This is a genomic window from Pseudomonas sp. CYM-20-01 (assembly GCF_023169845.1).
GTDB classification, from domain to species: domain Bacteria; phylum Pseudomonadota; class Gammaproteobacteria; order Pseudomonadales; family Pseudomonadaceae; genus Aquipseudomonas; species Aquipseudomonas azotoformans.
Genome location: NZ_AP025169.1, coordinates 6,273,061 through 6,296,656, shown reverse-complemented (window position 1 = coordinate 6,296,656; position 23,596 = coordinate 6,273,061). Strand labels below are relative to the sequence as shown.

Sequence of the window (23,596 nt, the reverse complement as noted above, 5' to 3'; positions counted from 1 at the left end):
CGATATCCGCAAATGCCATTAGCCCGGCTGAGGGCCGGGCTTGGCAGAAGCTTGCTACGAACGTCTGTGTATTAGTACAGACGAACGGCGCGGCGCTGTTCGCGCTGAACTTTCTTGGCGTGACGCTTAACAGCGGCTGCTGCTTTGCGCTTACGCTCAGAAGTTGGCTTCTCGTAAAATTCGCGGCTACGAACTTCAGCCAGTACACCGGCTTTTTCGCAGGAGCGCTTGAAACGACGCAGAGCTACGTCGAAGGGTTCGTTCTCTTTAACTTTGACGGCTGGCATCCAGAGCTACCTTCTTTCATTACCGGGATCAACGTTCTCGTCGCAAAAAATTCGCGGCTGAGGTCGTCGGTTTTTAAGGGTTGCGGATGTTAACCCCTCATTGCCCGGAATGCAAAGCCTCTGATCGAAAACCGCTAGTCGGGAGGGGGAGTGGCGACTATTATGCGCGCCTTCGAATTCAGCCTCTACAAGGCGCAAACCCATGCTAGTACTGGGACTTGAAACCTCCTGCGACGAAACCGGTGTCGCACTTTACGACAGTGAACGCGGGCTCCTGGCCGATGCGCTGTTCAGCCAGATCGACCTGCACCGTGCCTATGGCGGCGTCGTGCCGGAGCTGGCCAGCCGTGATCACGTCAAGCGCATGCTGCCCCTGATCCGCCAGGTGCTGGACGAGGCCGGCTGCGTGCCGACCGAGATCGATGCCATCGCCTACACCGCTGGCCCCGGATTGGTCGGAGCCCTGCTGGTTGGGGCCTCTTGCGCCCAGGCGCTGGCCTTTGCCTGGGGCATTCCGGCGCTCGGCGTGCACCATATGGAAGGCCATCTATTGGCTCCCATGCTGGAGAAAACCCCGCCACAGTTCCCGTTCGTCGCTTTGTTGGTTTCGGGCGGCCATACGCAGCTGGTTCAGGTGGACGGAATCGGCCAATACACCCTTTTGGGTGAATCTTTGGACGATGCTGCCGGTGAAGCCTTCGACAAGACCGCGAAGATGATGGGCCTCAATTATCCCGGCGGCCCGGAAATCGCCCGTCTTGCCGAAAAAGGCGTGGCCGGCCGCTACACCTTCCCGCGCCCGATGTGTGATCGCCCCGGCCTGATGTTCAGTTTCAGCGGCTTGAAAACCTCTGCGTTGAACACCTGGCAGCACAGCGTCAGCGCCGGGGACGACAGTGAGCAAGCCCGTTGCGACATCGCGCTGGCGTTCCAGCAGGCCGTGGTGGAGACTTTGACCATCAAGTGCAAACGCGCCCTCAAGCAGGCCAGCATGAAGCGCCTGGTGATCGCCGGCGGCGTCAGTGCCAACAAGGCCTTGCGCACTTCGCTGGAAAAAATGCTCGGCGACATGAAAGGCGATGTGTTCTACGCGCGGCCGGAATTCTGCACCGACAACGGCGCGATGATCGCCTACGCCGGTTGCCAGCGCCTGCAGGCCGGGCAGCATGAAAGCCTGGCGATCAGCGTGCAGGCACGTTGGCCGATGGAGCAGTTGTCGCCGCTGTAACGCCGCAACGTGAATTGAAGGTATTTAAAAATGCCGTTCGCGCCCGGCAAACAGGTCGCGTAAATTGCCCCGGTGGCGCCAGACGATCAGCAGTGTCAGCACGCTCATCGGCAGCAGCGCCGCCGGTTCTTGCCAGGCCAGCAACGGCAGGGTGAGCGGGGTGGCGATCAGCGCGGCGAGTGAGCTGGTGCGGGTCAGGTAGAACGTCAGCAGCCAGGCGAGTACAGCCAGCAACGCTGCCGGTGGATAAATCCCCAGCAGCATGCCGGCAGCCGTAGCGACGCCTTTGCCGCCGCGAAAGCGGAAGTACAGGGGAAACAGATGGCCGAGGACCGCGCAGACGCCGATCCAGGCCTGCTGTTGCAGGGGCAGGCCGGCGAGGCTGGCGATCAGCACGGGCAACAAGCCCTTGCACAGGTCGCCCAGCAGCGTCAGCACGGCGAGCTTCTTGCCGGCCAGGCGCAACATATTGGTGGCGCCGGCATTGCCTGAGCCACTCATTCGCGGATCGGGGTTTCCCGTCAGGCGGCTGAGCAAAATGGCGAAGGACAGCGAGCCGAGCAGGTAGGCGAAAATCGCCAGTGACCAAAACATGCTAACTATTCCGGGCGAGGACGCCCTGATTCTAACGGGGCATCGCGCCCTTGTCGTGCTGCGGAGAAGAGTGCTTGGACAGAGTGTTTATCGAAGGCCTGGAAGTCGACACCGTCATTGGGGCCTACGACTGGGAGCGCGGAATCCGCCAATGCCTGCGCCTGGACCTGAGCTTTGCCTGGGACAACCGCCCGGCTGCGGCCGGGGACGACCTGACCCTGGCGCTGGATTACGCCAGCGTGTCCGCGCGCATCCAGGCCTTTGCCGAGCAATCCCAGTACCAGTTGGTGGAAACCTTTGCCGAGCGCCTGGCGGAAGTGCTGATGAGTGAATTCCAGATTCCCTGGCTGCACCTCAAGCTGACCAAGCCTGGTGCCGTGCCGGCTGCCAAGGGCGTGGGCGTGGAGATCGAGCGCGGATGTCGCTAACTCAGGTTTACCTTGGCCTCGGCAGCAATATCGAGCGTGAGTCTCACCTGTGCGCCGGCTTGGATGCGCTGGCGAGTTTCTTGACCGATATGCGCTGCTCGGCGGTGTTCGAAAGCCAGCCGGTGGGCATCAAGAGTGGGCCGTTCTTCAATCTGGTGGTGTCGGCGTATACCGATCTGCCGCTGATGGAACTGGATCGCCGGTTGAAATTCATCGAGGCCGACAATGGTCGCTATGCGCCGGACCGCAAAGGGCTGCCGTTGGATATCGACGTGTTGTTGTTTGGCGACCTGGTGGGCAACTTTGACGGTTTGATCCTGCCTAGGGCCGAGATCCTGAAAAACGCCTTTGTGTTGTGGCCGCTGTCGTTGATGGCGCCGGAGCGCGTGCATCCCGAGGCGGGCAAGACGCTAGCCGAGTTGTGGCGCGATGCGCAGATCGACCAGGTGCTGGCGCCTGTCGCGTTCGAATGGCAGGGCCAGCCACTGACACCAAACGCTCTTCTGTAGGAGCGAGCTTGCTCGCGAAGAACGTCAACGATAGCGCAGCGCTCTCAGGTTTTTCGCGAGCAAGCTCGCTCCTACATCAGGGCGTGTTGTTCTTTGTAGGCCTTCAGCGCTTTTAGTCGTTCGCGCTTGAGCGCCTCACCCAGCTCCGGGCCTTTGAAACCTTTCTCCAGCAGTGGCGCAACGGCTACCTCGCGGGCCGCCTTGGCCGCCCCGCGCAGATAATCCGCCTGTGGATAACTTCTTTGCTCCAGGCCCTTGCGACCGCGGGCGTCCATCTCGCAGGCGACCACGAACTCTTCAAAGCGCTGTGGCCGCCGGTACACGTCGAAACTTTGCAGCAACTCCAGCAATGTCGAGGCCTTCAGCTCGAGAGCCCGATGGCCATGGGTGTGATATTGGCCCACCAGCAGTGCCAATTCCTGGCAATCCCTCGGCACCTTGAAGCGTTCATTGACCGCCTTGATCAGCTTCAAGCCCCGGTGTTCGTGGGCGATGTGCTGCGGCAACTTATCCACAGGCGTCGTGCCCTTGCCCAAATCGTGCAGCAGGCAAGCCCAGCGTACAGTCAGCGGCTGCTGGTGCAGTGCGGTCTGTTCCAGCACGCTCAAGGTGTGCACGCCCGTATCGATTTCCGGGTGATGGGCTTCGGGTTGTGGCACGCCGAACAATGCATCGACCTCGGGAATCAAGGTTTTCAGTGCCTGGCAGTCACGCAGCACCTGGATAAACACCTGCGGTTGATCTTCCATCAGCGCCCGGGAGATTTCTTTCCAGCTGCGCTCCGGCGTCAGGGCTTCCAGTTCGCCGGATTCGCTGAGTTGGCTCATCAGCTCCAGCGTTTGCGGCGCGACGGTAAAACCCAGGGGCGCATAACGTGCAGCAAATCGCGCCACTCGCAGTACGCGCAGGGGGTCTTCGGCGAACGCCGGGGAAACGTGGCGCAGAATGCGCGCTTGAAGATCGCGTTGGCCGTGATAAGGGTCGGTCAAGTTGCCGTCATCGTCTTCGGCCATGGCGTTGATGGTCAGGTCGCGACGGATCAGGTCTTCTTCCAGCGTCACTTCGGGGCTCGCGTGAAACACAAAGCCGCCGTAACCCCGGCCACTTTTGCGTTCGGTGCGGGCGAGGGCGTATTCATCGCCGTTTTTCGGGTCCAGGAACACTGGGAAGTCTGCGCCCACCGGCTTATAGCCCTTGGCTAGCATCTCTTCGGCAGTCGCGCCCACCACGACGCGGTCAATATCGGTGACCGGGATGCCCAAGAGGCGATCCCGTACCGCACCGCCGACTTTGTAGATTTTCATGAAAAAGCCTCCGTTAGCGGCACAGGATACCGCCTGTGCCTGACCAATGGAGGCTTTGCTGTTTCAGAGATGAACGACAGCCAGGTCCAATCGGCCGTAGTCGTTGTCGTTGTGATCGCTGCGCGGTGGCACATGGTGGGTCTTCATCACCTGATCGCCTTGCAGGGTTTCCAGGTGGATATCAAAGCCCCATAGCCGATGCAGGTGCTTGAGTACTTCCTCGGTGGATTCACCCAAAGGTTTGCGGTCGTGCTGCTGGTGCCGCAGGGTCAGCGAGCGGTCGCCGCGCACGTCGATACTGTAGATCTGCACGTTGGGCTCGCGGTTGCCCAGGTTGTACTGCGCCGCCAGGGTTTCACGGATGGTGCGATAGCCCGGCTCGTCGTGGATGGCCGGCACCACCAGGTCATCCTTGAGGTCGTCGTCGAGGATGCTGAACAGCTTGAGATCGCGGATTACCTGAGGCGACAGGTACTGCAGGATAAAGCTCTCGTCCTTGAAGCTGCTCATGGCGAACTTGATGGTGGACAGCCAGTCGCTGCCGGCGATTTCCGGGAACCAGCGGCGGTCCTCTTCGGTGGGGTGCTCACACATGCGGCGGATATCGCGGTACATCGCAAAGCCCAGCGCATAGGGGTTGATGCCATTGTAGTAAGGGCTGTCGAAGCCGGGTTGGAAGACCACGCTGGTGTGGGAGGTGAGGAATTCCATCATGAAACCGTCGGTCACCAGGCCTTCGTCGTACAGGTCATTCATCAGGGTGTAGTGCCAGAACGTGGCCCAGCCTTCGTTCATCACCTGGGTCTGGCGCTGTGGATAAAAGTACTGGGCGATCTTGCGCACGATACGCACGATTTCCCGCTGCCATGGCTCCAGCAATGGCGCGTGTTTTTCCAGGAAGTACAGGATGTTTTCCTGCGGTTCGGCGGGGAAGCGTGCATTGTCCTTGTCGCTGTTTTTTCCTGTCTTTTTAGGAATGGTGCGCCACAGGTCATTGATCTGCTTCTGCAGATGCTCCTCGCGCTCTTTCTGGCGCAGGCGTTCTTCCTCGGCGGAAATCGGGTAGGGGCGTTTGTAGCGGTCGACGCCGTAGTTCATCAGCGCGTGGCAGGAGTCGAGCAGGTCCTCTACCGCATCGATGCCGTGGCGTTCCTCGCACTGCATGATGTACTGCTTGGCAAACACCAGGTAATCGATGATCGAACTGGCGTCGGTCCAGGTGCGGAACAGGTAATTGCCCTTGAAGAAGCTGTTATGCCCGTAGCAGGCATGGGCCACCACCAGCGCCTGCATGCAGATGGTGTTTTCTTCCATCAGGTAGGCGATGCACGGGTCGGAGTTGATCACGATCTCGTAGGCCAGGCCCATTTGGCCGCGGGTGTAGGACTTTTCGGTGCTGAGGAAATGCTTGCCGTAGGACCAATGGTGATAGCCCAGGGGCATGCCCACCGAGGCGTAGGCATCCATCATCTGCTCGGCGGTGATCACTTCGATCTGGTTGGGGTAGGTGTCCAGGGCATAACCCGCCGCGATGCGGCTGATTTCCCGGTCATAGGCCTGGATCAGTTCAAAGGTCCACTCAGACCCCGTGGAGATGGGTTGGCGCTTATGCTCTTTTTTGGCGGTCATGTCACTAACCTGCGCTGGAAGAGTTCACGGAAGACCGGGTAGATATCGCCGGCCGAGACCAGTTGCTGCTGGGCGAACGTGTCGGCAAAGGCTTCGCCGATGCGCTCGTATTCGAACCACAGGGCCTGGTGCTCACGGGGGGTGATCTCAACATAAGTGTAGTACTGCACGAACGGCATGATCTGGTTGATCAGGATGTCACGGCAGATGGGCGAGTCGTCGTTCCAGTTATCGCCGTCCGAGGCTTGCGCCGCGTAGATGTTCCATTCATTGGCCGGGTAGCGTTCGGCCATGATTTCCTGCATCAGCTTCAAGGCGCTGGAGACGATGGTGCCGCCGGTTTCCCGCGAATAAAAGAACTCTTCTTCGTCGACTTCCCGGGCGCTGGTGTGGTGGCGGATGAACACCACGTCGATCTTGTCGTAGTTCCGCTTGAGGAACAGGTACAGCAGGATGAAGAAGCGCTTGGCGATGTCCTTGGTGGCCTGGGTCATGGAGCCGGACACGTCCATCAGGCAGAACATCACGGCCTTGGAGCTGGGGTTGGGTTGTTTGACCAACAGGTTGTACTTCAGGTCGAAAGTGTCCAGAAATGGCACGCGGTGAATACGCGCGCTGAGTTTCTCGATTTCTGCCTCAATTTGCTGGATATCGCCGAAGTTGTCCGGTTCTTCACGCTTCAAGCGCGCCAACTCTTCCTTGGCTTCCTTCAGTTTGGCGCGGCTGCTGCCCGACAGGGCGATACGCCGGGCATGGGCCGAGCGCAGGGTACGGATGATGTTGATGCGCGAGGGGTTGCCCTCGTTGCTGATCCCGGCACGTACGGTCTTGAAGGTGTCGGTGCCGGTCAGGTTGCGCTTGACCAGATTAGGCAGTTCCAGGTCCTCGAACATGAACTCAAGGAACTCTTCCTGGGTGATCTGGAACACGAACTCGTCCATGCCTTCGCCGGAGTTGCCCGCCTTGCCTGGGCCTTTGCCGCCGCCACCGCCTTGGGGACGCTGGATATGTTCGCCGGTGGTGAACTCTTTGTTGCCGGGGTGCACGACGGTCTGCTTACCGCCCCGGCCGTGGTGCAGCACCGGTTCATCGATGTCCCGTCCGGGAATGCTGATTTGTTCGCCATGCTCCATGTCCGTGATGGAGCGGCGACTGACGGCCTCTTCGACGGCCTTTTTGATGTGGTCACGGTAACGCCGCAGGAAACGCTGGCGGTTTACCGTGCTCTTGTTCTTGCCATTGAGGCGTCGGTCGATCACATAGCTCATGGGGAGCCCTCCGGGCAGCTTCACGTTACAAGCTTCAAGCCGCGAGCTGGAAGCTTAGAGACAAGCGGTCGGCTGCCAGGCCAGAAGCCCGGCAGCGCACGCCTGTCGCTGCCTTACTGCGATTTGCGCACCCGCAGGTACCACTCGGATAGCAGCCGTACCTGTTTGTCGGTGTAGCCGCGCTCGACCATCCGTGTGACGAAGTCGTTGTGTTTTTGCTGGTCCTCCTTGCTGGCCTTGGCGTTGAAGCTGATGACCGGCAGCAGGTCCTCGGTGTTGGAGAACATTTTCTTCTCGATGACCACCCGCAGTTTCTCGTAGCTGAGCCAGGTCGGGTTCTTGCCGTTGTTGTTGGCCCGGGCGCGCAGCACGAAGTTGACGATTTCGTTGCGGAAATCCTTCGGATTGCTGATGCCGGCGGGTTTTTCGATCTTTTCCAGTTCCTCGTTGAGGGCCACGCGGTTGAGGATCTCGCCGGTTTCCGGGTCGCGGTATTCCTGGTCCTGGATCCAGAAGTCGGCGTACAGCACGTAGCGGTCGAAGATGTTCTGGCCGTACTCGCTGTAGGACTCCAGGTACGCAGTCTGAATTTCCTTGCCGATGAACTCGATGTAGCGCGGTGCCAGGTATTCCTTGAGGAAACGCAGGTAGCGTTCGCGGGTTTCCGCCTGGAATTGCTCCTGTTCGATCTGCTGTTCCAGCACATAGAGCAAGTGCACCGGGTTGGCAGCAATTTCGTGGGGGTCGAAGTTGAAGACCTTGGACAGGATCTTGAACGCAAAACGCGTCGAGAGCCCGTTCATGCCCTCATCCACACCGGCGGTGTCGCGGTATTCCTGGATCGACTTGGCCTTGGGGTCGGTGTCCTTGAGGTTTTCGCCGTCGTACACGCGCATCTTCGAGTAGATGTTCGAGTTTTCCGGCTCCTTGAGGCGCGACAGCACGGTGAACTGGGCAAGCATCTTCAGGGTGTCAGGTGCGCAATGCGCCTTGGCCAGGGAGCTGTTGAACAGCAGCTTGTCGTAGATCTTGATTTCATCGCTGACCCGCAGGCAGTACGGCACCTTGACGATATAGATCCGGTCGATGAAGGCTTCGTTGTTCTTGTTGTTGCGGAAGGTGTGCCACTCCGATTCGTTGGAGTGGGCCAGCAGGATCCCGGTAAACGGAATCGCACCGAGGCCTTCGGTACTGTTGTAGTTGCCTTCCTGGGTGGCGGTCAGCAGTGGGTGCAGCACCTTGATGGGTGCCTTGAACATCTCCACGAACTCCATCAGGCCCTGGTTGGCCCGGCATAGTGCGCCCGAGTAGCTGTAGGCGTCGGCGTCGTTCTGCGGGTATTCCTCGAGCTTGCGGATATCGACCTTGCCCACCAGCGCCGAGATGTCCTGGTTGTTCTCATCGCCCGGTTCGGTCTTGGCCACGCCGATCTGGTTGAGGATGGAGGGGTAGAGCTTGACCACGCGGAACTGGCTGATGTCACCGCCGAACTCCGCCAGGCGCTTGGTGGCCCAGGGCGACATGATGGTGTTGAGGTAGCGGCGCGGGATGCCGAAGTCCTCTTCGAGGATCGCGCCATCTTCCGTGGCGTTGAACAGGCCCAGGGGCGACTCGAACACCGGGGAACCCTTGATGGCGTAGAAGGGCACCTTCTCGATCAGTTGTTTGAGCTTTTCGGCCAGGGACGATTTACCGCCACCGACGGGGCCGAGCAGGTAGAGGATCTGTTTCTTCTCTTCCAGGCCTTGGGCAGCATGGCGGAAGTAGGAGACGATCTGGTCGATGCATTCTTCCATGCCATGGAAGTCTTCAAAGGCCGGGTAGCGACGGATCACCTTGTTGGAGAATATTCGCGACAGCCGCGAATTGTTCGAGGTGTCTATCAACTGCGGCTCGCCTATCGCCAGCAGAAGACGTTCGGCGGCAGACGCATAGGTGCTGCGATCCTGTTTGCACAGCTCGAGATACTCTTGCAGCGTGAGTTCTTCCTGCTGTGTGGATTCGAAGCGGTTTTTGAAGTGGCTAAAAATACTCATGACGTCGTCACCTCGCTCGATACGTGGAGCCGACGCCGGATCAATCAGTCGATGCTGGCAGACATTGACGAACGCCAATGGCTGTTTTCCCCCCAGAACACCCTGAAACGCTACCGATGACCCGCACGCCGGTGTACCGGCTCTCCCCTGATTCGGATGGCCTGCGCTTAAGGATAGTTCGGAATCGCAGAGGTCAAGGCGCGATGCGCAATTAGTTTGGCTGCGCCGTTCGTCAGAAACGGCGCAAGCCCAAGCGTCACGCGGGGTAGCGGGGTGTGAAAAAAATTATTGCGAATCGCCTGAGGAAATTTCTGCAGGATAGGTCGTACGCCACAGCTCAAAGCCGCCGTCCAGGCTGTAGACGTCGGAGAAGCCTTGGCTGATCAGGTAGGCCGCCGCGCTCTGGCTGGAGTTGCCGTGGTAGCAGGCCACGATTACCGGTGCGTCAAGGTCGGCGGCGCGGATGAAGTCGGCGATGTTGACGTTGTCCAGGTGTTTGGCACCGGTGATGTGTGCGGCGTTGTAGGTCGGCTGGTCGCGGATATCGACCACCACGGCACCTTGCTCGCGCAGGGCCTGGGCTTGTTCGGGAGGGATACGTTTGAATTCGCTCATGGATGGCTCCTAGGGCCTGGCGGCAGCCGGCAGTGTAACGGGCAGGGGGGATTCGCACTGGCAGCTATAACGCTCGCCGGTGTCGATGTTCATCAGGGTCATGGCGCCGCCCCACACGCAACCGGTGTCGAGGGCGAATACGCCAGGCTCATCGCACTTGCCTTCAAGTGCAGCCCAATGACCGAAAATGATCTTGGTGTCACGGGTCTTGCGTTCTTTGTGGGCGAACCAAGGCTTATAGCCGGGAAGCGCGGTGTCGGCGCCTTCCTTGCTCTTGAGGTCCAGCTTGCCCTCGACGGTGCAGAAGCGCATGCGCGTGAAGTAGTTGGTGATGACCCGCAGGCGTGTGACGCCGGTCAGGTCGTTGTCCCACTTGACCGGCTCGTTGCCGTACATGCCGTCGAGGTAGGCGGTGTACAGGTTGTCATCGGCCAGGGCGCTCTCGACTTCGGCGGCGCACTTGAGGGCTTTTTTCAATGACCATTGGGGCGGGATGCCCGCATGGACCAGGGCCACGTTACGGCCTTCGTCGTAATGCATGATTTTCTGGCGGCGCAGCCAGTCGAGCAATTCGGCACGATCGGGCGCTTCGAGGATTTCCCGCAGGGTATCGCCCTTTTTCAGGCGCTCGATGTTGTTGCACGCCGCCAGCAGGTGCAGGTCATGGTTGCCCAGTACGCACACGAGGGAATCGCGCAGGCTATATAAGTAGCGCAGCGTCTCCAGGGACTGCGGGCCGCGGTTGACCAGGTCGCCGACCAACCACAGGCAGTCACTTGCCGGATCGAAGGCTACGCGCTCAAGCAGGCACTTGAGCGGCTCCAGGCAACCTTGCAGGTCACCGACCGCATACGTCGTCATCAGTGCAGGGCTCCCGGCACGGCAAGACGGAACGGCGCGATGATGGCGTCGAACAGTTGGCCGTCGGTGGCCTTCATTTGATACGAGCCTTGCATGGTGCCGACCTTGGAGGTCATCACCGTGCCGCTGCTGTAGGTGTGGCTGGCGCCGCTGTCGATCAGCGGCTGCTGGCCGACCACGCCTGCGCCGCGCACTTCTTCGACCTGGCCGTCACCGTCGGTGATCACCCAGTGGCGTGACAGCAACTTGGCCGGTACCAGCCCGTTGTTTTTCACCGTGATGGTGTAGGCAAAGGCGAAGCGGTTCTGTTCAGGTTGCGATTGGTCCGCCAGGAAGCGGGTGACGACGCTGACGTCGATCTGGTAGCGAGGATCGGACATGCAAGAGGCCTTAAAAGCGGAGGACAGCAGATGCGGGTCAGTCTAGGCCAAGAGGTGGGCACTAGGCCAGACATGCTGTCTGGCCTATCCCAGGGAGGCTCTATTCCGCTGCGGGCGCAGGCTGGATAGCCAACTGGTCGGCCAGGCGCACGAACGCGGCCAGGTCCAGTTGCTCGGGACGCAGGCTGCCATCGACGCCGGCAGCTTCGATCTCGGCATTACTCAGCAAGGCTTTGAGCGTGTTGCGCAGGGTCTTGCGGCGCTGGTTGAACGCTTCGCGTACGACGCGTTCCAGCAGGCGATGGTCCTTGGCCGGGTGCGGCAGTACCGCGTGGGGCACCAGGCGCACAATCGCCGAATCGACCTTCGGCGGTGGGTTGAACGCACCCGGACCGACGTTGAACAGGTGTTCGACACGGCAGTGGTACTGAACCATGATCGACAGGCGGCCCCAATCACCACCACCAGGGCCTGCCGCCAGGCGCTCGACCACTTCCTTTTGCAGCATGAAGTGCATGTCGCGGATGATCCCGGCGTTGTTCAGCAGGTGGAAAATCAGCGGCGTGGAGATGTTGTACGGCAGGTTACCCACCACGCGCAGGCTGTTGGGTGCGGCGTTGAGGGTGTTGAAGTCGAACTTCAGCGCATCGCCCTGATGCAGGTTGAAGTTGGGCTTGCCGGCGAACTGCTGGTTGAGGATCGGGATCAGGTCCTTGTCCAGTTCCACCACGTCCAGTTGGCCACCGCTGGCCAGCAGGCCTTGGGTCAGCGCGCCCTGGCCCGGGCCGATTTCCAGCAGACGGTCTTCGGGCTTGGCATGGATGGAGCGCAGGATGCGATCGATCACGCCAGCGTCGTGCAGGAAGTTTTGCCCGAAGCGCTTGCGCGCCCGGTGTTGGTAATGCTCAGTCATATACGGGTCTCGGCCATCTGATAGGCGGTTTCCAGGGCCACGTGCAGGCTGCCGGTATCGATTTTGCCGCTGCCCGCCAGGTCCAGGGCGGTGCCATGGTCGACGGAGGTGCGGATGATCGGCAGGCCCAGTGTCACGTTGACGGCGGCGCCGAAGCCTTTGTATTTAAGCACCGGCAGCCCCTGGTCGTGGTACATCGCCAGCACTGCATCGCAGTGCTCCAGATATTTGGGGGTAAACAGAGTGTCCGCAGGCAGTGGGCCGCGCAGGTCCATGCCTTCTTGGCGCAGACGCTCCAGGGTGGGTTCGATGATGTCGATTTCTTCGTGGCCCAAGTGGCCGCCTTCACCGGCGTGGGGGTTGAGCCCACAGACCAGGATGCGCGGCTGGGCAATGCCGAATTTCTGTTGCAGGTCGGCGTGCAGGATGCGCGTCACGCGCTCCAGTCGCTCGACGGTGATGGCGTCGGCAATGTCGCGCAGCGGCAGGTGCGTGGTCACCAGGGCGACCCGCAGGCCGTGCGTGGCCAACATCATCACCACCTGCTCGGTGTGGGTCAGTTCGGCAAGGAATTCGGTATGGCCGGAAAAAGCGATGCCGGATTCGTTGATCACACCCTTGTGCACCGGGGCGGTGATCATGCCAGCGAAGTCGCCGTCGATGCAGCCTTGCCCGGCGCGGGTCAGGGTTTCGAGCACGAACGCTGCGTTGGCCTTGTCCAGTTGCCCGGCAATCACCTTGGCTTGCAGTGGGGTGTCCCACACATACAGGCTGCCGGCAGGGGCGGGCAGATCGGGCCAGTTGCCCGGCGCCACGTCCAGCAAAGTGACAGCCACACCCAGCTGCGCGGCCCGCTCAAGGAGCAGGTCACGGCTGGTAATGGCGATCAGGGGATGTGGCTGGGGTTGCGAGGCGAGCAGCAAGCACAGGTCAGGACCAATGCCGGCCGGCTCGCCGGGTGTCACCGCAAAACGCTGGGGTTTCACTGCGCTGCCTGGTCGGTGCCTGTTTGACTGGCGCCTGGCAGCTTGTTTTCCACGTAGGCTTCGTCGCGGATCTGACGCAGCCAGGTTTGCAGCTCTTCGTCGTATTTGCGGTTACGCAGTACGTTCAGCGCTTGTTGCTCGCGGGCTTGAGTGGTGTTGTCGGTGGCGCGACGGCCAAGGACTTCCAGCACATGCCAGCCATATTGAGTCTTGAACGGTTTGGACAGCACGCCTTGCGGGGTCTTGGCCATGACGTCCTGGAACTCTGGCACCAGGGCTTTCGGGTCGATCCAGTTCAGGTCGCCACCGTTGAGGGCGGAACCCGGGTCTTCCGAGAAACTCTTGGCCAGGGTGGCGAAGTCTTCACCGCTTTCGATGCGGTCGTAGATCTTCTGGGCCAATTCCTTGGTTTGCGCTTCGGTGCGGATTTCGCTTGGTTTGACCAGGATGTGACGAACGTGCACCTCATCCTTGAGTGAAGTTTCGCCGCCGCGTTTTTCCAGGAGCTTCAGGATGATGAAACCACCCGGTGTGCGCGCAGGTTGGGTGATGCCACCCACTTCCATTGCACTCAGTTCACGGTCGAACGGAGGAGGCAGTTGAGCGGCTTTACGCCAGCCCATGTCGCCACCTTCCAGTGCGTTGTCGCTGCCAGATTGGGCGATCGCCATTTGGGCAAAATCGGCACCCGCCTTCAAGCGATCATAGATAGCCTGGGTCTTGGCGGCGGCGGCATTGAGCTGCTCGGAGTTGGCGCTGTCCGGAGTCGGGATCAGGATGTTGGCCAGGTGCAGTTCTTCGGAGAGCTGCATCTTGCCAAGGTCCGAGGCCAGGAAGTTCTTCACTTCCTGTTCGGACACCTGGACCCGCTCGGCAACACGGCGCTGACGCACACGGCTGATGATCATTTCGCGGCGGATCTGGTCACGGGCGTCTTCATACGAAAGACCATCGTGGGCCAGGGCCGCGCGGAATTGATCGATACTCATGTTGTTGCGCTGGGCAATGGTGCCAACGGCCTGGTTCAGTTCTTCGTCCGAAATACGGATGCCGGAACGATCACCGATCTGCAGTTGCAGGTTCTCGACGATCAGGCGTTCCAGCACCTGCTGGTCCAGGACACTCGTCGGTGGCACGCCACCGCCACGCTTGGCGATGGTTTGCTGGACTTCCTTGACGCGCTGGTCCAGTTGGCTCTGCATGATCACATCGTTATCGACGATGGCCACGACCTTATCCAGTTGCTGAACTGCAGCGTGCGCCGAAGCGGTACCCAGGAACAGCGCGCCCAGCACTAGCGGGCGCAGACAATCAGAAAGCTTGGTCTTCACGTTCACGATAACCTTCAATGCCTTTGTCGAGGAAGCTCTCTACCTTGGCGCCGGTCAGGCCGCCGAGTCCTTTGAGGACGATCTGGAAGAAGAGCCCGTGGTCACCCTTTTCGTTAAGCGGGGCGATCTGGCTGTATTCGTCGTTGGAAACCCAGTAACGGTTGATGACGCGCAGTTTCCAGCAGCAGTTGTCGTACTCGAAACCACCGAAGGCTTCCAGGGTACGGTTGCGGGCGTAGTCATACTGCCAGCGGGTGATCAGGTTCCATTGTGGAATGATCGGCCACATCATCGAGAAGTCGTGTTGCTGGATCTTGTAGTAATCCTTCACGAAGTTCGGATCACCTGGCTGCCCGTAGTCACCACCGAACTGCCATTTGCCGGTCAGCTGGTTGTAGACGACCTGGTCGTTGCGATAGCGATAACCGACGTTGATGATCTTGTTCGGGTTGTCTTCCGGCTGGTAGTGCAGCATTGCGCTACCGGAACGAGGGCTGTGCTCCTCGGTGTCCCAGTTGTAGTCGGCAGTGGCGCGCCAGTCACGGTTGAAGCGGAACTCGTAGTCCAGGGCGATTGGCGAAACATCGGAACGTGCGTCGGCACGGTCGGCGGCCAGGATACCTGGCAGTTGCACTTCACGATCCTTGAAGTAAACCGCCTGGCCCACGGACACGCGTTGACGCTCGAAGCCATTGTCTTCGATCCAGCGGCTGGTCAAGCCCAGGGACAGTTTGTTCTCGTCGCCGATCCGGTCGGAGCCGCTGAAGCGGTTGTCACGGAACAGCGAGGCGTAGCTGAACGAGTACTCGCTGGTGTCGAAGACCGGGATGTCAGCCTGGTCCTTGTTCGGTACGTACAGGTAGAACGCACGCGGCTCAAGGGTCTGGCGATAGTCTTTGCCGAACCAGTTGGTGTTGCGGTCGAAATACAGGCCGCTGTCGACGCTGGCGATTGGTACCGCGCGGTCTTGCGAGCTCTTGAAGTTGCCACCGGCGTACGGGTTGGCCGCAGTGGCCGCCGCTTGCTGGGCGATGATCTGGTTCTTGCCGATGCTGTCGAGGTCAAGATCGTACTTGGTGTAGACGTACTTGAGCTTCGGCGTGACAAAACCGTAGGTCCAGTTCATCGGGTATTCGACGGCTGGCGCAACGTTCAAGCGTGTGCCGTTGGCGCGGGTCAGGCCGGTGACATAGGTGTCCAGGCGAGGCGACACAAGCCCGTTCTGATCGGTAAACGTGCCTTTTTCAAGGCTGCGTTCAAAGCGAACAGCTTCAGTCTCATAGGTGAAGTTCAGCCCGCCCGGATGGTACGGCAAGGCACCATTGAAGGTGATTTGCGGCAACCGGTCATACGGCGTGATCTGGGAGATCGTCGCCAGCTGGTAGGCCTGGACGTTCAGGCGCGCCTGGTAAGAGTCGCCCCGGTAGGTCACGGAACCCTGCTGGTTGAGAGCATCCCGGCTTTCAACGCCTTCCTGGAACGATTTCAGATCCTGGAAGTAGTAAGGATCGCTGATCCGTGTGTAGTCGACCTGGGTCAGTACGCGCGAATCCAGCCCGCCCTTGTGCTGCCAGTTGAGCATGTAGCGGGTTTTTTCGTAATCGGTCTGCTTGCTGCGCTCGTTGTTGTCATCGTTCAGGTACGCGCCGCCGAACTGGCCTTCGCTGGATTTGGTGAGGTAGCGGAATTCGCCTTCCATCAACAAGCCGCGCTTGGTCATGTATTGCGGGTACAACGTGGCGTCGTAGTTGGGCGCCAGGTTGAAGTAGTACGGCGTGACCAGGGTGAAGCCGGTTTCGCTGCCGGTGCTGAAGCTCGGCGGCAGGAAGCCGGATTGACGACGGTCGTCGATCGGGAAATAGATGTAGGGGGTGTACAGGATCGGAATGTTCTTGATCCGCAACGTCGCGTTGGTGGCCGTACCGAAACCGGTGGCCGGGTTCAACGTGATGTTGTTGCCCTTGAGCTGCCAGGCGTTGCTGTCCGGCTCACAGGTGGTGTATGTGCCGTCCTTGAGACGGATGATCGCGTTCTCGGCACGCTTGGCGTACAGCGCGCTGCCGCGGATACGCGACTTGTGCAGCACGTATTCGGCGTTATCGATCTGCGCCGCGCCGGTGTCGAGTTGCACTTCGGCATGGTCGCCCACGATCAGTGCACCGTTGTCGCGCAGACGGACCTTGCCGTTCAGCTCGCCACGGTTCTCGGCCTGGTACAGGCTGGCTTCCTCGGATTCCAGCTGCATGCTGCCCTGGCGCATGACGACGTCACCGGCCAGGGTTGCCACCTGTTGTTCCTGCTCGTAACGAGAGGCCTTGGCACCGATGAAGGTGGGCGCATCGCTCTTGTTCGTCTTGTCGTTCATGCCAGGGCGAGTCGGCTCGATGTACGCACCGCCGCAGTAAGGGCCGGTTTCAGCCAACTGTGCTGCGGTCAGCTTGTCGCGTGGCACCCAGTCCAGGTGGCTGTAGTCGGCGCTGCGCGAACGCAGGCCACGGCCCTTGGCTTCGGTGACCAGAGCGGTCTTGGGCTCGGCCTCGGCGTTGCCGCCAGCATCGGCCTGCGCCGTGCTGTTGGCGGAGCTGACGGCTGCACCGTCATGCACCGGGCGTGGTGGTAGTGGGGCTGCGGCGGTTTTTGGCGCGCAATCCCAGGCACCCGAAGCAGAGACTGAGCAGTCATACTGTTCCGCGGCGACCACGAATGAGGTGGCGAAGGGTTGCAGGGCCAGCAGACTGCCGGTTACCAGCAACGGAAATTTTCTACGAAACGCGGGGGATTTCAATGCCATCTTATTAGTCCGGGCTTCCTGCGTGCCATCTGCCCGCGGTTTGGGCCGCACGCCTCTCGATGGTCTGAAAAAGATGCGTGATAATAAAGCATGCCCCGCTTGACGGCTAGCGCCGTCGGAGACCCTTGTAATGCCCGAGCAAGATCTACGTTTACAACAGCTGGAAGCCTGGCTGGATGAGCAGTTACCGATCCTTTTCAACACTCAAGGCTGGGGCGCCGTCCCCCCGGCCACATTGACCGCGGCCAGCAGCGACGCGAGTTTCAGGCGCTACTTCCGCTGGGAAGGGGGGGGCCGGACCTTTGTCGTAATGGACGCTCCACCCCCCCAGGAAAACTGCAAACCTTTCGTCGATATCGCTCATTTGCTGGCGAAGTCGGGCATAAATGTTCCAAAAATTTATGCAGAAGATTTGCCGCGAGGCTTTCTTTTGCTCAATGACCTGGGCCAAAAAACCTACCTGGACGTGATTGACGACAAAAATGCCGATCACTTGTTTGCCGATGCCATCGACGCCTTGCTGGCTTTCCAGCAGTTGCCGATGGATGCGCCGCTGCCCAGTTATGACTTCGCCCTGCTGCGCCGCGAGCTGGAATTGTTTCCCGAGTGGTACGTACGCCGGCATCTGGGTATCGAGTTGGATACACAGCAACAGGCGCTTTGGCAGCGCGTCAGTGACCACCTGATCGACAGCGCCCTGGCGCAGCCGAAAGTGCTGGTGCACCGCGACTACATGCCGCGCAACCTGATGATCAGCGAGCCGAACCCCGGCGTGCTGGATTTCCAGGATGCGGTCTACGGGCCGGTCACCTATGACATCACCTGCCTGTTCAAGGACGCGTTCCTCAGTTGGCCCAAGGCCCGCGTGCGGGACTGGCAGCGCGGCTATTGGGAGCGTGCCGCGAAACTGGGCATCCCGGTGCAGGCGGACTTCGAAGACTTCCTGCGCGCCAGCGACCTGATGGGTGTGCAGCGCCACCTCAAGGTTATCGGCATCTTCGCGCGCATCTGCCATCGCGACGGCAAGCCACGTTACCTAGCCGATGTGCCGCGCTTCTTTGCCTATATAGAAGCGGTGCTGGCCGACCGCCCGGAGCTGAGCGAACTGGGTGAATTGCTCGCCAGCCTGCGCCAGCCCGCCGAGGCAAGCGTATGAGGGCGATGATCCTGGCGGCCGGCAAAGGCGAGCGGATGCGTCCGCTCACCTTGCATACGCCCAAGCCGCTGGTGCAGGCCGGCGGCAAACGCCTGATCGAGTATCACCTGGAGGCGCTGGCCAAGGCCGGCTTCACGGATATCGTGATCAACCATGCCTGGCTCGGCCAACAGATCGAGAGTTACCTGGGGGATGGTGCGCAGTTTGGCGTGCGCATCCGTTACTCCGCCGAAGGCGAACCGTTGGAAACCGGCGGTGGGATTTTCCAGGCGCTGCCATTGCTGGGGGACGAACCTTTCCTGGTGGTCAATGGCGACATCTGGACCGATTACGACTTCACCCGGCTCAAGCAACCGCTCAAGGGCCTGGCCCATCTGGTGATGGTCGATAACCCGGCGCATCACCCCTCGGGTGGCGATTTCTACCTGGATCAGGGTTTGCTTCATGATGCGGCGGCCGGTGCCGATAACCTGACCTTCAGTGGCATTTCCGTGCTCGACCCCAAGCTGTTCGAGGGGTGCAGCGCGGGTGCCTTCAAGCTGGCGCCGCTGTTGCGGACCGCCATGGCCAAAGGTCTGGTAACGGGGGAACACATGGCGGGACGCTGGATTGATGTCGGCACGCTGGAGCGCCTGGCGCAGGTCGAAACCCTGCTGACAGCGGGGCAGTAGCATGCTGTGGCCAGGGACGCTGATCGGCGCGGGAGCTGGCTTTGCCATTGCCAGTATTCCGGGGGCCATGTTGGGCGCACTGTTGGGGCAGGCGCTGGACCGCCGCCTGCAACTGCACAGTTGGGCACAATTGCGCGAGCGCCTGGGCGGGCGCCCGGCGTTGCGCAATGACGAGTTGTTGTTTGTGTTGCTGGGGCGCCTGGCCAAGAGCAATGGGCGCGTGGTGGATGGGCATATCCAACAGGCGCGCCAGGAGATGCGTGCGCTGGACATGACCGAGTCGGCCCAGCGCCGTGCGATTGCGGCGTTCAATCGCGGCAAGTCCGGCGCTGACCGGGTGCGCAGCTACTTGCGTGTGCTCAAGGCGCAGCCCCATGCCGCCGAAGGTGTCTTGCGCGCGTGCTGGCGTATGGCGTGGGCCGATGGCAAGGCGGATGACGCCGAGCGCGACCTGATCGACCTGTGGGGCAAATGGCTGGGCTGGACGCCACAACAGCTCCAGGCATTGGCCGCTGACTTCAAGCCTGAGCACCGGCCATTGGTCAGTCGCGGCGTCACTTATCAGGAGGCGTTGCGCTTGCTGGGAGTGACGGCCACCACCGAGCCATCGGGAATCAAGCAGGCTTATCGCAGGCTGCTCAGTCGCCATCACCCGGACAAGATTGCTGGCACGGGTGCCAGCCCCGCGCAGGTGCGTGAGGCGACCGAGCGTACCCGTGAATTGCACAACGCCTATACGTTGATTCGCGAGCGCCGAGATTTCCGCTAGGTTTCAGTCGACGCTGGCCTGCGGGCTCAACCAGCCGCGAACCCTGCGATACAACTGCTCCTGCCCGGCATCACTGTTGCCGGGCAAGGCTTTCAACGACACCTGCTTGTAACCGTCATTCTTCAAACGCTTGGCCGCCTGGGCGCGGGCCACGGCGTTTTTGCGTGATTGAGCGCTGTCTTGATAGAAGACATCGGCGGTCGGCAACTTCAGGCCGGGGGCCAGTTGTTGCACATCCGGATGGCGCCCGGTGGGCGTCTGCGCCGCAACCATGACGAACTTCTGCACCTGGGACGGTTGTTTCTCGCTCAAATAGCGAGCAGCCCACCAGGCGCCGGTGCCATGGCCGAGCAGCACCACGCTGCGTGCGCTCTGGGTCTGGGCGAAGGCCACGGCCGCGTCGATGCGCGCGAAGATGCGCGAAGCGTCGGTCTTGTCCTGTTCATCGGCCCCAGGTACCACGGCCGGGTCGGTGCCTTCGGCTTCGGCGCTGGCGGCTTGTTCGATAGGTTTGTCGGCGGTACTTGCCTCTTTGCTGCTGGTGTCGACAGTAGCCTTGGGCGCTTCCATCACGCGCGGTGGCAGGGTGTCCACGCTCACATCCGGCAGCGACAGGCTGAGGGTGCCCCAATCGGCATCCGGCAATTTGTGCCGCAACGGGCTGATTGCTTGCGGCCAGTCAGCACTTTCGCCGGCGCCCGGTACGATAATCACCACACCCTCGGGCTCGGCGCTGTTGGCCGGTTTCCACAGGGCGAGGAATGAATCGCTGCCGGCCTGCAATTGTTGCTGTTCCTGTTGCGGTATTTTGCGCTCCAGGGCGCTGGCCTCCTCCTGGCTACGCTCGAGCAAAGGCTGGCGTTCGACCGGTTTTTCGGCGGCAGGTGCGGGGGCGTCAGCGGCCTGTACGGAAAAGGCACTGGTAATAAGTAACGACAGGCACAATGCTGGCAGTGCCGAACGGTGAACAAAGGGCATCGTAAATTCCCGGCCAGAAGTGATTCCGGCAGCCTAATGGGTTGGTCAGTATTTGTCAGTGATGTGAGACGTCAATCATGGGTTTTCGCTGTCTGCTGGTTATCGGCTGTTGGTGCCTTGCCTTGATGGCCAATGCCGCCACTGTGCCCGCCACGCCCCAGGCGCAGCTCAATGCGCAGCAACGCGAGTGGCTGGCCCAGCACCCGGAGCTGCGGGTGGGCCTGGTGTTGCAGGCGCCCTACGCGCAATACGACCGGCGTTTGCAACGGCTGTCCGGGGCGAACGTGGAGTTGATGCAGTGGTTGGCCAAGACACTGAACATCGAGCTGACCTGGCGCAACTTCCCCAACCAGGAGCAACTGGAAACCGCCGTGCGCGAGGGCGAGGTGGACATCGCCCCGGGCCTGCAACAAACCCCGGCCGGTTTACGCCTGTGGTTGTTCACCGACCCTTATATGCGCGTGCCGCAGCACATTGTCGGCATCCGCGAGGGCGGCGGCGCGGTGGAGCTGGAGAAACTCGATGAGCAATCCCGCGTTGCCGTGCGCATGCCCAGCGCCGTGGCGGACTACCTTCGCAGCACCTACCCCGGCCTCAACCTGCAAGGCGTGCCGATGGAACGTCAGGCCCTGCAATTGCTGGTCAGCCAGCAGGCGCGTTACGCGGTGGTGGATGAAGCGCAATTGAGTCGCTTGTCCGGCGAGGCGGAGTTCGCCGGGTTGGCGGTGGTGGGGGATATTGGCCTGCCACAGTTGCTGCGGGTGGCCACGCGCCGGGAATGGCCGGAGCTGGCCGGCATCATGGAAAGCGCTTTGCGCGCCATCCCCGCACGCGACCTGGACCAATTGCATAGCCGCTGGCTGCAACCCAAGTACCCACGCCTGACGGAAACCCCGGGCCTGTGGCAAAACCTCAGCCTGTTGCTGGGCCTGTTTTTACTCGCCAGCCTGGCTGTCGTGTTCTGGCAGCGCCGCCAGCAACGGGTGCTCGAACATGGCCTACTGGCCGCCCGCGAAGAAAGCGCCGCCCGCGCCGCCGGCTCCGAAGCCTTGCGGCTGACGCAGTTTTCCATTGATCAGAGCACCGTGGGCATCTTGTGGGTCAACTGGGACAGTCATGTGCGCTATGCCAACCGTGCCGCTGAAAGCATGCTCGGCTATGGCCCCGGTGCACTGATCGAGCGGCCATTGGCTGACTTGGATCCAAGCCTGGACATGGACCGCTGGCTCAACCTGTGGAAACGCGCGCGAGCCAGCGAAGACGGCCCGCAGAACTTTGCCACCGATTGCCGGCGTGCCGATGGCAGCATCCTGCCGACCAACGTGTCCTTGAGTTTTCTGCGGTTTGCCGAAGCCGAATACCTGGTGGTCTACCTCAACGACGTCACCGAGTTGCGCCGGACGTTGGCCGCGTTGCTGCAAAGTGAAGCGCAACTGCGCGAACTCTCCGCGCACCTGGAAACCGTGCGCGAAGAAGAAAAGGCCCGTATCGCCCGTGAAGTGCACGACGAACTCGGGCAGATGCTCACGGTGCTCAAGCTCGAAACCTCGATGTGCGAACTGGCCTATGCGCAACTCGACCCCGGTTTGCACGAGCGCTTGAACAGCATGAAGCGCCTGATCGCCCAGTTATTTCAATTGGTACGCGATGTGGCGACGGCGCTGCGCCCGCCGATCCTGGATGCCGGCATTGCCTCGGCCATCGAATGGCAGGCGCGACGTTTTGAAGCGCGCACGCAAATCCCCTGCCTGGTCCAGGTGCCGGATAATCTGCCGACCCTGAGCGATGCCAAGGCCATCGGCCTGTTCCGCATCCTGCAGGAGGCGCTGACCAATGTGATGCGCCATGCCCAGGCGCATACTGTCGAACTGACCTTGGCAGTGGAAGGCACGCATCTGCGGCTGACCATCAGTGATGACGGCGTCGGTTTCGTCCAGGCCCAGGGCCGTCCGGTATCGTTCGGCCTGGTAGGCATGCGCGAGCGGGTGCTGATCATGGGCGGGCAATTGAGCCTGGACAGCGAGTTGGGGGAGGGCACCACCCTGAGTGTCACGGTGCCGTTGGATGCATAACACCAAGAGGAAAGCCCTGTGATCCGTGTACTGGTAGCCGAAGACCACACCATTGTTCGTGAAGGCATCAAGCAGTTGATCGGCCTGGCCAAGGACCTGCTGGTGGTCGGTGAGGCGAGCAATGGCGAGCAGTTGCTGGAGACCTTGCGCCACGTGGCCTGCGAGGTGGTGCTGCTGGACATCTCGATGCCCGGTGTCAACGGCTTGGAAGCCATCGCGCGCATCCGTGCGCTGAACAATCCGCCGGCCATTCTGGTGTTGTCGATGCACGACGAAGCACAAATGGCCGCCCGTGCCTTGAAGGTCGGTGCCGCCGGGTATGCCACCAAGGACAGTGACCCGGCGCTGTTGCTCACGGCGATCCGCAAGGTGGCGGCCGGCGGGCGCTACATCGACCCGGACCTGGCCGACCGCATGGTCTTCGAAGTCGGCCTCACCGACACCCGGCCGTTGCATTCGCTGCTTTCCGAGCGCGAGTTCTCGGTTTTCGAACGCCTGGCCCAGGGTGCCAATGTCAACGACATCGCCCAGCAATTGGCGCTGAGCAGCAAGACCATCAGCACCCACAAGGCGCGCTTGATGCAGAAGCTCAACATCACCTCACTGGCTGAGTTGGTGAAGTACGCCATGGAACACAAGCTGCTCTAAGCACATACCTGATAACGACACCGCGAAAAACCCGCCAAGCCCATTCTTGCCGCTTGCCGCTCACCCCTTGGCGCTGCACCGTCCTGTATGCGTCATCTGTGTAGGGCAATCCCTACCCCCAACCTTCCATCCGGCTGATGCA

General features: G+C 61.0%; 22 protein-coding genes. 8 read left to right on the top strand and 14 right to left on the bottom strand.

What is annotated here, in order from left to right; translation table 11 throughout:
* Window positions 1–71: 71 nt before the first annotated feature.
* Window positions 72–287, bottom strand: a complete 216-nt coding sequence (gene rpsU / locus M2497_RS28790) for a 30S ribosomal protein S21 (protein WP_002551877.1) — start codon at window positions 285–287, stop codon at window positions 72–74.
* Between the two features lie 202 nt (window positions 288–489).
* On the opposite strand from rpsU, the gene tsaD reads away from it, so the two are divergent.
* Window positions 490–1,515, top strand: a complete 1,026-nt coding sequence (gene tsaD, locus M2497_RS28785; RefSeq protein WP_248484957.1) for a tRNA (adenosine(37)-N6)-threonylcarbamoyltransferase complex transferase subunit TsaD — start codon at window positions 490–492, stop codon at window positions 1,513–1,515.
* A 24-nt stretch (window positions 1,516–1,539) separates the two neighbouring features.
* Here the strand turns inward: tsaD and plsY are convergent, their stop codons facing one another.
* Window positions 1,540–2,109: a glycerol-3-phosphate 1-O-acyltransferase PlsY gene (gene plsY / locus M2497_RS28780; RefSeq protein WP_038843023.1), complete on the bottom strand. Its 570-nt coding sequence runs from the start codon at window positions 2,107–2,109 to the stop codon at window positions 1,540–1,542.
* Window positions 2,110–2,183: 74 nt separating this feature from the next.
* Between plsY and folB the strand changes: the two genes are divergently transcribed.
* Both folB and folK read left to right on the top strand, forming a co-directional pair.
* The gene (gene folB / locus M2497_RS28775; protein WP_015886183.1) at window positions 2,184–2,537 is read left to right on the top strand and encodes a dihydroneopterin aldolase; all 354 of its coding nucleotides are present in this window, start codon (window positions 2,184–2,186) and stop codon (window positions 2,535–2,537) included.
* Complete coding sequence (folK, locus tag M2497_RS28770; RefSeq protein ID WP_248484956.1) at window positions 2,528–3,046, top strand: 2-amino-4-hydroxy-6-hydroxymethyldihydropteridine diphosphokinase; 519 nt, start codon at window positions 2,528–2,530, stop codon at window positions 3,044–3,046. The genes folB and folK overlap by 10 nt, the downstream gene beginning before the upstream one ends.
* 71 nt (window positions 3,047–3,117) lie before the next feature.
* On the opposite strand, the gene M2497_RS28765 is transcribed toward folK, so the two are convergent.
* From M2497_RS28765 to M2497_RS28715, 11 genes are all read right to left on the bottom strand, one after another.
* A complete protein-coding gene (locus tag M2497_RS28765; protein ID WP_248484955.1) occupies window positions 3,118–4,350 on the bottom strand; it encodes a multifunctional CCA addition/repair protein in 1,233 nt (410 codons plus the stop codon).
* A gap of 63 nt (window positions 4,351–4,413) precedes the next feature.
* The gene (locus M2497_RS28760) at window positions 4,414–5,979 is read right to left on the bottom strand and encodes a SpoVR family protein (protein ID WP_058424761.1); all 1,566 of its coding nucleotides are present in this window, start codon (window positions 5,977–5,979) and stop codon (window positions 4,414–4,416) included.
* A complete protein-coding gene (locus tag M2497_RS28755; protein ID WP_017138057.1) occupies window positions 5,976–7,247 on the bottom strand; it encodes a YeaH/YhbH family protein in 1,272 nt (423 codons plus the stop codon). Before M2497_RS28755 ends, M2497_RS28760 begins: the two co-directional genes overlap by 4 nt.
* 113 nt (window positions 7,248–7,360) lie before the next feature.
* Entirely contained in the window at window positions 7,361–9,283 is a 1,923-nt protein-coding gene (locus M2497_RS28750) for a PrkA family serine protein kinase (protein ID WP_058424763.1), read from the bottom strand.
* Window positions 9,284–9,568: 285 nt separating this feature from the next.
* Window positions 9,569–9,898: a thiosulfate sulfurtransferase GlpE gene (gene glpE, locus M2497_RS28745; RefSeq protein WP_248484954.1), complete on the bottom strand. Its 330-nt coding sequence runs from the start codon at window positions 9,896–9,898 to the stop codon at window positions 9,569–9,571.
* 9 nt (window positions 9,899–9,907) lie between these two features.
* Window positions 9,908–10,759 carry a symmetrical bis(5'-nucleosyl)-tetraphosphatase gene (locus tag M2497_RS28740; protein WP_248484953.1) on the bottom strand — a complete coding sequence of 284 codons (852 nt, stop codon included), beginning with the start codon at window positions 10,757–10,759 and terminating at the stop codon, window positions 9,908–9,910.
* Entirely contained in the window at window positions 10,759–11,139 is a 381-nt protein-coding gene (apaG, locus tag M2497_RS28735) for a Co2+/Mg2+ efflux protein ApaG (RefSeq protein ID WP_010206973.1), read from the bottom strand. The genes M2497_RS28740 and apaG overlap by 1 nt, the downstream gene beginning before the upstream one ends.
* 100 nt (window positions 11,140–11,239) lie before the next feature.
* On the bottom strand, window positions 11,240–12,052 hold the full coding sequence (gene rsmA / locus M2497_RS28730; RefSeq protein ID WP_248484952.1) for a 16S rRNA (adenine(1518)-N(6)/adenine(1519)-N(6))-dimethyltransferase RsmA: 813 nt from the start codon (window positions 12,050–12,052) through the stop codon (window positions 11,240–11,242).
* On the bottom strand, window positions 12,049–13,038 hold the full coding sequence (gene pdxA, locus M2497_RS28725; protein ID WP_248484951.1) for a 4-hydroxythreonine-4-phosphate dehydrogenase PdxA: 990 nt from the start codon (window positions 13,036–13,038) through the stop codon (window positions 12,049–12,051). Before pdxA ends, rsmA begins: the two co-directional genes overlap by 4 nt.
* The gene (locus M2497_RS28720; protein WP_248484950.1) at window positions 13,035–14,375 is read right to left on the bottom strand and encodes a peptidylprolyl isomerase; all 1,341 of its coding nucleotides are present in this window, start codon (window positions 14,373–14,375) and stop codon (window positions 13,035–13,037) included. Before M2497_RS28720 ends, pdxA begins: the two co-directional genes overlap by 4 nt.
* Entirely contained in the window at window positions 14,350–17,160 is a 2,811-nt protein-coding gene (locus M2497_RS28715; RefSeq protein ID WP_248484949.1) for an LPS-assembly protein LptD, read from the bottom strand. Before M2497_RS28715 ends, M2497_RS28720 begins: the two co-directional genes overlap by 26 nt.
* Before the next feature lie 130 nt (window positions 17,161–17,290).
* On the opposite strand from M2497_RS28715, the gene M2497_RS28710 reads away from it, so the two are divergent.
* The 3 genes from M2497_RS28710 to M2497_RS28700 are packed head-to-tail and all read left to right on the top strand — an operon-like array spanning window position 17,291 to window position 19,756.
* Window positions 17,291–18,316, top strand: a complete 1,026-nt coding sequence (locus tag M2497_RS28710; RefSeq protein WP_248484948.1) for a phosphotransferase — start codon at window positions 17,291–17,293, stop codon at window positions 18,314–18,316.
* Window positions 18,313–18,987 (top strand): N-acetylmuramate alpha-1-phosphate uridylyltransferase MurU, encoded by a 675-nt coding sequence (gene murU / locus M2497_RS28705; RefSeq protein ID WP_248484947.1) that lies wholly within the window; start codon window positions 18,313–18,315, stop codon window positions 18,985–18,987. The genes M2497_RS28710 and murU overlap by 4 nt, the downstream gene beginning before the upstream one ends.
* 1 nt (window position 18,988) lies before the next feature.
* Window positions 18,989–19,756 carry a TerB family tellurite resistance protein gene (locus M2497_RS28700; protein ID WP_248484946.1) on the top strand — a complete coding sequence of 256 codons (768 nt, stop codon included), beginning with the start codon at window positions 18,989–18,991 and terminating at the stop codon, window positions 19,754–19,756.
* A gap of 3 nt (window positions 19,757–19,759) precedes the next feature.
* Here M2497_RS28700 and M2497_RS28695 read toward each other — a convergent pair whose 3' ends face one another.
* Entirely contained in the window at window positions 19,760–20,734 is a 975-nt protein-coding gene (locus M2497_RS28695; RefSeq protein WP_248484945.1) for an alpha/beta hydrolase family protein, read from the bottom strand.
* Window positions 20,735–20,811: 77 nt separating this feature from the next.
* Between M2497_RS28695 and M2497_RS28690 the strand changes: the two genes are divergently transcribed.
* Both M2497_RS28690 and M2497_RS28685 read left to right on the top strand, forming a co-directional pair.
* Window positions 20,812–22,806, top strand: coding sequence for a transporter substrate-binding domain-containing protein (locus M2497_RS28690; protein ID WP_248484944.1), 1,995 nt, complete (start codon window positions 20,812–20,814; stop codon window positions 22,804–22,806).
* A gap of 18 nt (window positions 22,807–22,824) precedes the next feature.
* The gene (locus tag M2497_RS28685; protein ID WP_016977885.1) at window positions 22,825–23,454 is read left to right on the top strand and encodes a response regulator transcription factor; all 630 of its coding nucleotides are present in this window, start codon (window positions 22,825–22,827) and stop codon (window positions 23,452–23,454) included.
* Window positions 23,455–23,596: the final 142 nt, after the last annotated feature.

Bases quoted from the DNA above. Each gene is read 5' to 3' on its own strand.
- rpsU (WP_002551877.1), bottom strand. From the start codon at position 287: ATGCCAGCCGTCAAAGTTAAAGAGAACGAACCCTTCGACGTAGCTCTG.
- tsaD (WP_248484957.1), top strand. From the start codon at position 490: ATGCTAGTACTGGGACTTGAAACCTCCTGCGACGAAACCGGTGTCGCA.
- plsY (WP_038843023.1), bottom strand. From the start codon at position 2,109: ATGTTTTGGTCACTGGCGATTTTCGCCTACCTGCTCGGCTCGCTGTCC.
- folK (WP_248484956.1), top strand. From the start codon at position 2,528: ATGTCGCTAACTCAGGTTTACCTTGGCCTCGGCAGCAATATCGAGCGT.
- M2497_RS28765 (WP_248484955.1), bottom strand. From the start codon at position 4,350: ATGAAAATCTACAAAGTCGGCGGTGCGGTACGGGATCGCCTCTTGGGC.
- M2497_RS28760 (WP_058424761.1), bottom strand. From the start codon at position 5,979: ATGACCGCCAAAAAAGAGCATAAGCGCCAACCCATCTCCACGGGGTCT.
- M2497_RS28755 (WP_017138057.1), bottom strand. From the start codon at position 7,247: ATGAGCTATGTGATCGACCGACGCCTCAATGGCAAGAACAAGAGCACG.
- M2497_RS28750 (WP_058424763.1), bottom strand. From the start codon at position 9,283: ATGAGTATTTTTAGCCACTTCAAAAACCGCTTCGAATCCACACAGCAG.
- glpE (WP_248484954.1), bottom strand. From the start codon at position 9,898: ATGAGCGAATTCAAACGTATCCCTCCCGAACAAGCCCAGGCCCTGCGC.
- M2497_RS28740 (WP_248484953.1), bottom strand. From the start codon at position 10,759: ATGACGACGTATGCGGTCGGTGACCTGCAAGGTTGCCTGGAGCCGCTC.
- apaG (WP_010206973.1), bottom strand. From the start codon at position 11,139: ATGTCCGATCCTCGCTACCAGATCGACGTCAGCGTCGTCACCCGCTTC.
- rsmA (WP_248484952.1), bottom strand. From the start codon at position 12,052: ATGACTGAGCATTACCAACACCGGGCGCGCAAGCGCTTCGGGCAAAAC.
- M2497_RS28715 (WP_248484949.1), bottom strand. From the start codon at position 17,160: ATGGCATTGAAATCCCCCGCGTTTCGTAGAAAATTTCCGTTGCTGGTA.
- M2497_RS28710 (WP_248484948.1), top strand. From the start codon at position 17,291: ATGCCCGAGCAAGATCTACGTTTACAACAGCTGGAAGCCTGGCTGGAT.
- murU (WP_248484947.1), top strand. From the start codon at position 18,313: ATGAGGGCGATGATCCTGGCGGCCGGCAAAGGCGAGCGGATGCGTCCG.
- M2497_RS28700 (WP_248484946.1), top strand. From the start codon at position 18,989: ATGCTGTGGCCAGGGACGCTGATCGGCGCGGGAGCTGGCTTTGCCATT.
- M2497_RS28695 (WP_248484945.1), bottom strand. From the start codon at position 20,734: ATGCCCTTTGTTCACCGTTCGGCACTGCCAGCATTGTGCCTGTCGTTA.
- M2497_RS28690 (WP_248484944.1), top strand. From the start codon at position 20,812: ATGGGTTTTCGCTGTCTGCTGGTTATCGGCTGTTGGTGCCTTGCCTTG.